The following is a 7,453-nucleotide window of genomic DNA, read 5'->3' on the forward strand; positions in this document are numbered from 1 at the left end:
CCGCGGACGCCGCAAGCGTCGCAGCCCGCCGAGTGCCGTTGTCAAAGGAGCAAACTGGATGAGCAATCGAGCAGAGTCCTTCCTCGTGGGCCTCGTGGGAGACGGCGTCATGCCCTCCCTCACGCCCTACATGCATGAACGCGAGGGCGACGTGCAGGGCCTCCGGTACCTCTACCGCCCCATCGACCTCACCGAACTCGGCCTGCCCGGCCGGGCCGTGGGGGAGTTGCTCTCCGGCGCCCGGAGCCTCGGGTTCAACGGATTGAACATCACGCACCCGTGCAAGCAGCTGGTGCTCGAGTACCTGGATGAGGTCTCCGCCGACGCCCGGCGCCTGGGCGCCGTCAACACCGTGGTGATCCGCGACGGCCGCTTCATCGGCCACAACACAGACTTCTCCGGCTTCGCCGCGGCGCTGGCCTCCGGGCTTCCCGGCGCCGCCCTGGATCGCGTGGTGCAGCTGGGAGCCGGCGGCGCCGGCTCCGCCGTCGCCTACGCCCTGCTCACCGCGGGGGTCCGCGAGCTGGACCTCGTGGACACCGACGCGGCCCGGTCCGCCGCCCGGGCGGCCGAGCTCGCCGGGTTCTTCCCGGACCGGACCGTCACCGCCCGGACGACGGCGGAGCTCCCGCAGCTCATGCCGCAGGCCGACGGCCTGGTGCACTGCACCCCGGTGGGCATGGCCGCCCATCCGGGGGTTCCGCTGGACATGTCCCTCGTGGAGTCCCGGCACTGGGTGGCCGACATCGTGTACCGGCCGATCGAAACCGAGCTCGTCCGCGAGGCGCGCGCCAAGGGCTGCGAGGTGCTCGACGGCGGCCGGATGGCCGTGGGCCAGGCGGCGGACGCCTTCCGGATCTTCACCGGGCGCCAGGCCGACGCCGACCGCATGCGCTCCCACTTCCTGGAACTTGTGGCCGCGGAAGAGGTGGCCGCCTGATGCGCACCGGGATCGCCACCGTCTGCCTCGCCGGCACCTTGCGGGAAAAAATGCAGGCCTGCGCCGTTGCCGGCTTCGACGGGGTCGAAATCTTCGAGCAGGACCTCGTGACGTCGCCCCTGAGTCCGGAGGACGTCCGGAAACTGGCCGCCGACCTCGGCCTGACCCTTGACCTCTACCAGCCGTTCCGCGACTTCGACAGCGTTCCCGAGGACCTGCTCGCCGCCAACCTGCGCCGCGCGGACGCCAAGTTCCGGCTCATGTCCCGCCTGGGCATGGACACCATGCTGCTCTGCTCCAACGTCGGCACCGCCACGATCGACGATGACGAGCTCCGGGCCGCACAGCTTTCCCGGCTCGCGGACCTCGCGGGTGACCACGGCGTCAAGGTCGCCTATGAGGCCCTGGCCTGGGGCAAGTACGTGAACGACTACGAGCACGCCCACCGGCTGGTTGGGATGGTGGACCACCCCAACCTGGGCACCTGCCTGGACTCTTTCCACATCCTCTCCCGGGACTGGGATACCGCGCCGATCGAGGCCTACGACCCGGAGAAAATCTTCTTCGTCCAGGTCGCCGATGCCCCCAAGCTGTCCATGGACGTGCTGTCCTGGAGCCGGCACTACCGGGTGTTTCCAGGGGAGGGCCAGTTCGAACTCGCCAAGTTCATGGGCCACGTGGTCCGCGCGGGCTACACGGGACCGGTGTCGCTGGAAGTGTTCAACGACGTCTTCCGCCAGGCCGACGTCGAGCGCACCGCCGTCGACGCCATGCGGTCGCTGATCTGGCTCGAAGAGCAGAGCGCCGCCTGGCTCGAGGCAAACCCGGCGAATGCAGCAGGCGGGATGACCAGCGGGGCGGCCGGCCCGGTGTCCGGTGCCCGGCGCCGCTACCCCATGGAGCTTGCCACGCTTCCCCGCGTGGCCGAGCCCGCCGGCTTCAACTTCGCCGAGGTCCGGGCCGGTGACACCGCCGGACTGGAAACCCTGCTGGGCCAGCTGGGGTTTGCGTTCAACGGGCGGCATCGCACGAAGGATGTGCAATTGTGGAGCATGGGCCACGCGCGCGTGATCATCAACGAAGAACCGGCAGCCATCGGCACGGCGACCGCTGCCGCCGGTACCGGCCAGCCGGCTCCCGCCGCCCCTGCCATCTCCGCCCTGGGCTTCGACGTCGACTCTCCCGTTATCGCCGCCGCCCGCGCCCAGCAGCTCAAGGCCCCCGCCGTGCCGCGCAAGAGCCAGGCCAACGAGGAAGTCTTCCAGGGCTTCGCCGCGCCGGACTCCACCGAAATCTTCCTCTGCCAGGGCAGCCCGGACGGCACCCCCGCGTGGACCCGGGAATTCGGCGACGGCCTGGACGTCGCCGCGGCGGACCCGGCAGGGCACCCGGGCGCGGTGATCGACCACGTGAACCTCGCGCAGCCGTGGCAGCACTTCGACGAGGCCGTGCTCTTCTACACCAGCGCCCTCGCACTGGAACCGCAGCCGTTCGCCGAGGTGGCCAGCCCCACCGGGCTGGTCCGGTCCCAGGTGATGCTGACGCAGGACCGCGGCGTCCGCCTGGTGCTGAACCTGGCCCCGCTGATCCAGCAGGAAGGGACTGCCGGCACCGGCCACCGCCCCGGCTACCAGGAACACATCGCCTTCGCCGTGGAAGACCTCGTAGCCACGGCCCGGGCAGCACGGGACCGCGGACTGGACTTCCTGCAGATCCCCGCGAACTACTACGAGGACCTCGACGCCCGGTTCGCTCTGGACCCGGAATTCCTGGCCACGCTCCGTGAGCTCAACCTGCTCTATGACCGCGATGCCGACGGTGAGTTCCTGCACTTCTACACCGCCACCGTGGGCAGCGTGTTCTTCGAAATGGTGGAGCGCCGCGGTGCCTACGACGGCTATGGCGCCCCGAATGCCCCGGTGCGGCACGCCGTCCAGTACGACCACCTGCACCAGCTGACCCGTACTTCCTGACCCCATCCGAACAACAAACACACCAACGAAAGGAGGCTGCTGTGCCTGAAGAAATCAACCTCGACGTCTTCAACGCCGACCCGATCACCGAGGACGTGTCCGACGAAGCCACGGAGGCCGCACCAAAGACGTATGCGCCCGCCGCCCATGCCTTGGATACTGCCGCGGAGTCGCAGGCGGACCTCAGCGCCGAGATGAAGGCGATCGGCGAAGCGTACGCGCAGGCCCTCAAAGGCGGAGCCCCGGCCGAAACCCAGCCGCGGCTCGACTACGCGCCGTACCGCAGCAGCGTCCTGCGCCACCCCACCAAGGATCTGCACCACGCGGATCCGGAAACCATCGAACTGTACTCGCCGGCGTTCGGGCACATGGACGTGCACGCGCTGGAAGCGGACCTGACCATCGCGCACAACGGCGAGCCGCTCGGCGAACGAATCGTGGTCTCCGGCCGGGTGCTCGACGGCGACGGACGCCCCGTCGCCGGCCAGCTTGTCGAAATCTGGCAGGCGAACTCCGCCGGCCGCTACATCCACAAGCGTGACCAGCACCCGGCACCGCTGGATCCCAACTTCACCGGCGTCGGCCGCTGCATCACGGGCGCGGACGGCTCCTACAGCTTCACCACCATCAAGCCCGGCGCCTACCCGTGGAAGAACCACCTCAATGCCTGGCGCCCGGCCCACATCCACTTCTCCCTGTTCGGGCAGGAGTTCACCCAGCGGATCGTCACCCAGATGTACTTCCCCGGTGACCAGCTGTTCCCGCTGGACCCGATCTACCAGTCGATCGTGGACCAGGATGCCCGCGACCGGCTCGTGGCCACCTACAACCACGAGCAGACCAAGCCTGAATGGGCTCTGGCGTACAACTGGGACATCGTCCTGACCGGGTCCAAGCGGACCTGGACCGAAAACGAGGCATTGGGCGCAGGAGGCGATGAGAATGAATAGCAACGCCGTGGGTAAACTCACTCCGACACCGGGCCAGACCGTGGGGCCGTTCTATGGCTACGCCCTGCCCTTCGCCAAGGACCGCGAGCTCCTGGCTCCCGGAGCCCCGGGTTCCATCCGGCTCCAGGGCACCGTCTATGACGGCGCCGGGCACCCGATCCCGGACGCGATCCTGGAGATCTGGCAGGCCGACGCGGACGGCAAGGTCCCGCACCGCACGGGCTCCCTGGTCCGGGACGGCTACACCTTCACCGGCTTCGGCCGCAGCGCTGTCGGCAACACCGGCGCCTTCACCTTCACCACGGTGAACCCCGGCCCCACCGAGGAGGGCGCGGCGCCGTTCATCGCCGTCGCCGTCTTCGCCCGGGGCCTGATGAACCGCCTGTTCACCCGCGTCTACCTGCCGGAAGACGAGGAAGCCCTGGCCAAGGATCCGCTGCTCAGCTCGCTTGACCCGGACCGGCGCCGGACCCTGATCGCACGCCGGGATCCCGACGGCGGACTGAACTGGGACATCCGCCTCCAGGGCGAGGGCGAGACCGTGTTCCTGGATTTCAGCAGCGCCGAGGGTGCCTCCAAGTGACCTTCTTCGAAACCGACGGCGACGCCGGCCTGCTGAGTCCCGTGTCGGCGTCGCCGTTCGTGGCGGCGCTGACCGGGGACCGTGCGGTGCTCGCCGCCATCCTCAAGGTCGAGGCCGCCTGGGCGGCGGTCCTGGACGAGGCTGGCCTGGCCCCGGCCGGCTCCGCCGCGGTGGTGGCCGCCGCCGCGGACGTGCAGCGGTACGACGTCGCGGACCTCGCCGTCCGGGCCCAAGGCGGCGGCAACCCCGTCATCCCGCTGCTCGCCGACCTCCGGGAGCAGGTCAGGAACCTGGACACCGCCGGACTCGGTGCCGTCCGCGCCGTTCACACCTCGCTGACCAGCCAGGACGTGCTCGACTCTGCCCTGATGGTGCTGGCCGCCGGGGCCATCCGCGAACTGCTCGCGGAGCTCCGGTCGGCAACGGCCGCCCTCGCCGGCCTCGCCGAAACCCACGGGCACACGCTTTGTGTGGCCCGCAGCCTGACCCAGCACTCGCTTCCCTACACCTTCGGGCTGCGGGCCGCGCAATGGTTCAGCGGGCTGGCCGCCGCGGCCGGCCGGCTCGAGGCCCTCGAACTGCCGGTACAGACCGGCGGCGCCGCCGGGACCCTGGCTTCCGGCACTGTACTTATTGACGGCACTGTACTTATTGACGGCACTGTACTCACTGACGGCGCTGGGCCGGCCGCGGGGACGCTGTCCCCGTTTGACCTCGCCGACCGGCTGGCCGCCCGCCTGGGTCTCGCTCCCGTTCCTGCCCCCTGGCACAGCAACCGGCTGGCCGTGACCTCGCTCGGCGACGCGCTGGCGGCGGTGACCGACGCGGCCGGAAAGATGGCCGCAGACGTCCTGTTCCTGAGCCGGCCCGAAGTTGCCGAGATCGCGGAACCGCGCGTCGCGGGGCGCGGCGTGTCCTCGGCCATGCCGCAGAAGCAGAACCCCGTGCTCTCCGTGCTGATCCGCAGCGCCGCCCTGCAGGCCCCGGCCCTGGCCGCGCAGCTGCATCTCGCGGCCGCCAATTTCAACGACGAACGCCCCGACGGCGCCTGGCACAGCGAATGGGCGGCCCTGCGCCAGCTGCTGCGCCTGGCCCTCGGCGCCGCGGTGCAGCTGCGCGAACTGGCCGAAGGGATGGCGGTCTTCCCCGGAGCGATGCGCCGCAACCTCGAGCTCGGCGGCCCGCTGCTGCTTTCCGAAGCCGTCAACGCCGCCGTCGCACCGCTTTTGGACGGGACCGTTGTGGACGGGACCGGTGCCGGCCCGGGAGCCGCCCGGACCGGGAAACAGCGGCTGCAGGCCGTCGTGGACGAAACGCTCTTGGCCCCGGCTGCGGAGCAGGCGGACACCTACCGGGCACTGCTCCGCGCCGCTGTCCCGGAGGAGCTGCTCAGCGACGCCCGGCTTGAGGAACTTTTGAACCCGGCCAACTACCTCGGCCAGGCCGCTGAGATCTCCCGCCGCATCCTCGCGGCGTATCCGGAATACACCGGCCAGGCCGGCGCCCTCGCCCACCAAATCCAGAACGGAGCTTCCCGTGGCTAGACCCACCGTCAAAGCAGTCCTGCTGTCGCCCCAGCGCGAACTCGGCGACAAGCCCCTCCTCATCGTCGGGCCCTCGCTCGGAACATCCTCCCTGCTGTGGAGCCAGGCCGGCACGTTGCTGGGCGCCGACGTCGACGTCATCGCCTGGGACCTGCCGGGGCACGGCGTCTCGCCCGCGGCGGAGGAGACCTTCACGGTCGCCGACCTCGCGGATGCCGTAATCGGCCTGGTCGATTCGATCGCCCCGGGCGCGCGCTTCCACTACGCCGGGGTATCCCTCGGCGGCGCCACCGGACTGCAGCTTGGCATCAAGCACGGCGACCGGCTCAAGAGCCTCTCAGTGCAGTGTTCCGGCGCGAAGCTCGGCACTGCCGAGGGCTGGCTGGAGCGCGCAGAAACCGTGCGCACGCAGGGAACCCCGGTGATGATCCAGGGTTCCGCGCAGCGCTGGTTCGCGCCGGGCTTCATGGAGAGCCAGCCGGAGCTCAGCAGCCGGCTCCTGCACAGCCTCAGGGACGCCGACCGCTTCAGCTACGCCTTCTGCTGCGAGGCCCTTGCCGGCTTCGACGTGCGGGACCAGCTCGGCACCATCCGCGTTCCCACCCAGGTTGTGGCGGGCGCCCTGGACGACGTCGCCCCGCCGTCGATGGCCGGGGAAGTCGCCGCGGGCATCACCTCCGGCGGCGGCACTGCCACGGCCGTCAGCCTGGAGGGCGTGGCACACCTGGCGCCGTTCGAGGCGCCGGGTCACGTCGCCGAGCTGCTCAAGGGCCTCATCACCTGGACCGAGTCCCAGGGAGCGGGAGCATGACTCTCTCTGAAGCCGGCAGTGCTGAACTCCACGGGCCCGAACGCAACGGTGTGGTCCAGCCCGGCGCGACCAGCCAGGAGATCTACGACGGCGGCATGAAAGTCCGCCGCGAGGTCCTCGGCGCCGCGCACGTGGACCGCGCCAACGCCAACAAGGATTCCTTCACGGAGGACTTCCAGGACATGATCACCAGGATCGCCTGGGGCGGCATCTGGACCCGGCCCGGGATCAGCCGCCAGATGCGCTCAGCCGTCACCCTGACCGCCATGGTGGCCCACGGGCACTGGGAAGAACTGGCCATGCACATCCGCGCCGCCATCACCAACGGCCTGAGCCGGGACGAGATCAAGGAAATCCTGCTCCAGACCGCCATCTACTGCGGGGTCCCCTCCGCCAACACCGCGTTCAAGACCGCCCAGCAGGTCTTCCATTCCATGGACGACGCAGCCATGGACGAAGCAGAAACGGACAAGAACCCATGAATCAGGCATTTATCTATGACGCCGTGAGGACGCCGTTCGGGAAGTTCGGTTCCGGCCTCGCCGGGATCCGCCCGGATGACCTCGCCGCGCACGTGATCCGCGAATCCGTGAAGCGCGCCCCGGCCCTGGACGTGGAGCGGATCGATGAGGTGGTGTTCGGCAACGCGAAC

8 protein-coding genes are annotated in these 7,453 nt (G+C 69.8%); all 8 read left to right on the plus strand.

Annotated elements, in window-relative coordinates:
- Positions 1 to 58: 58 nt before the first annotated feature.
- A complete protein-coding gene (locus AC1DFR_RS18775; RefSeq protein ID WP_476874160.1) occupies positions 59 to 940 on the plus strand; it encodes a shikimate dehydrogenase in 882 nt (293 codons plus the stop codon).
- On the plus strand, positions 940 to 2,913 hold the full coding sequence (locus tag AC1DFR_RS18780) for a bifunctional sugar phosphate isomerase/epimerase/4-hydroxyphenylpyruvate dioxygenase family protein (RefSeq protein ID WP_476874161.1): 1,974 nt from the start codon (positions 940 to 942) through the stop codon (positions 2,911 to 2,913). Before AC1DFR_RS18775 ends, AC1DFR_RS18780 begins: the two co-directional genes overlap by 1 nt.
- Before the next feature lie 41 nt (positions 2,914 to 2,954).
- Positions 2,955 to 3,863: a protocatechuate 3,4-dioxygenase subunit beta gene (pcaH, locus tag AC1DFR_RS18785; RefSeq protein WP_374706709.1), complete on the plus strand. Its 909-nt coding sequence runs from the start codon at positions 2,955 to 2,957 to the stop codon at positions 3,861 to 3,863.
- Positions 3,856 to 4,446: a protocatechuate 3,4-dioxygenase subunit alpha gene (gene pcaG / locus AC1DFR_RS18790; RefSeq protein ID WP_476874162.1), complete on the plus strand. Its 591-nt coding sequence runs from the start codon at positions 3,856 to 3,858 to the stop codon at positions 4,444 to 4,446. The genes pcaH and pcaG overlap by 8 nt, the downstream gene beginning before the upstream one ends.
- Positions 4,443 to 5,990, plus strand: coding sequence for a lyase family protein (locus tag AC1DFR_RS18795; RefSeq protein WP_476874163.1), 1,548 nt, complete (start codon positions 4,443 to 4,445; stop codon positions 5,988 to 5,990). Before pcaG ends, AC1DFR_RS18795 begins: the two co-directional genes overlap by 4 nt.
- Entirely contained in the window at positions 5,983 to 6,801 is an 819-nt protein-coding gene (locus AC1DFR_RS18800) for an alpha/beta fold hydrolase (RefSeq protein ID WP_230007407.1), read from the plus strand. Before AC1DFR_RS18795 ends, AC1DFR_RS18800 begins: the two co-directional genes overlap by 8 nt.
- The gene (gene pcaC / locus AC1DFR_RS18805; protein WP_476859620.1) at positions 6,798 to 7,283 is read left to right on the plus strand and encodes a 4-carboxymuconolactone decarboxylase; all 486 of its coding nucleotides are present in this window, start codon (positions 6,798 to 6,800) and stop codon (positions 7,281 to 7,283) included. Before AC1DFR_RS18800 ends, pcaC begins: the two co-directional genes overlap by 4 nt.
- A partial coding sequence (locus AC1DFR_RS18810) for a thiolase family protein (protein WP_476874166.1) occupies positions 7,280 to 7,453 on the plus strand: 174 nt, incomplete at its 3' end. The genes pcaC and AC1DFR_RS18810, both read left to right, overlap by 4 nt.

This window comes from Arthrobacter sp. 05T410 (assembly GCF_056396505.1).

What these genes read in the sequence shown, in the direction of transcription:
- AC1DFR_RS18780 (WP_476874161.1), top strand. Translation starts at nt 940, where the DNA reads ATGCGCACCGGGATCGCCACCGTCTGCCTCGCCGGCACCTTGCGGGAA.
- pcaC (WP_476859620.1), top strand. Translation starts at nt 6,798, where the DNA reads ATGACTCTCTCTGAAGCCGGCAGTGCTGAACTCCACGGGCCCGAACGC.
- pcaG (WP_476874162.1), top strand. Translation starts at nt 3,856, where the DNA reads ATGAATAGCAACGCCGTGGGTAAACTCACTCCGACACCGGGCCAGACC.
- AC1DFR_RS18775 (WP_476874160.1), top strand. Translation starts at nt 59, where the DNA reads ATGAGCAATCGAGCAGAGTCCTTCCTCGTGGGCCTCGTGGGAGACGGC.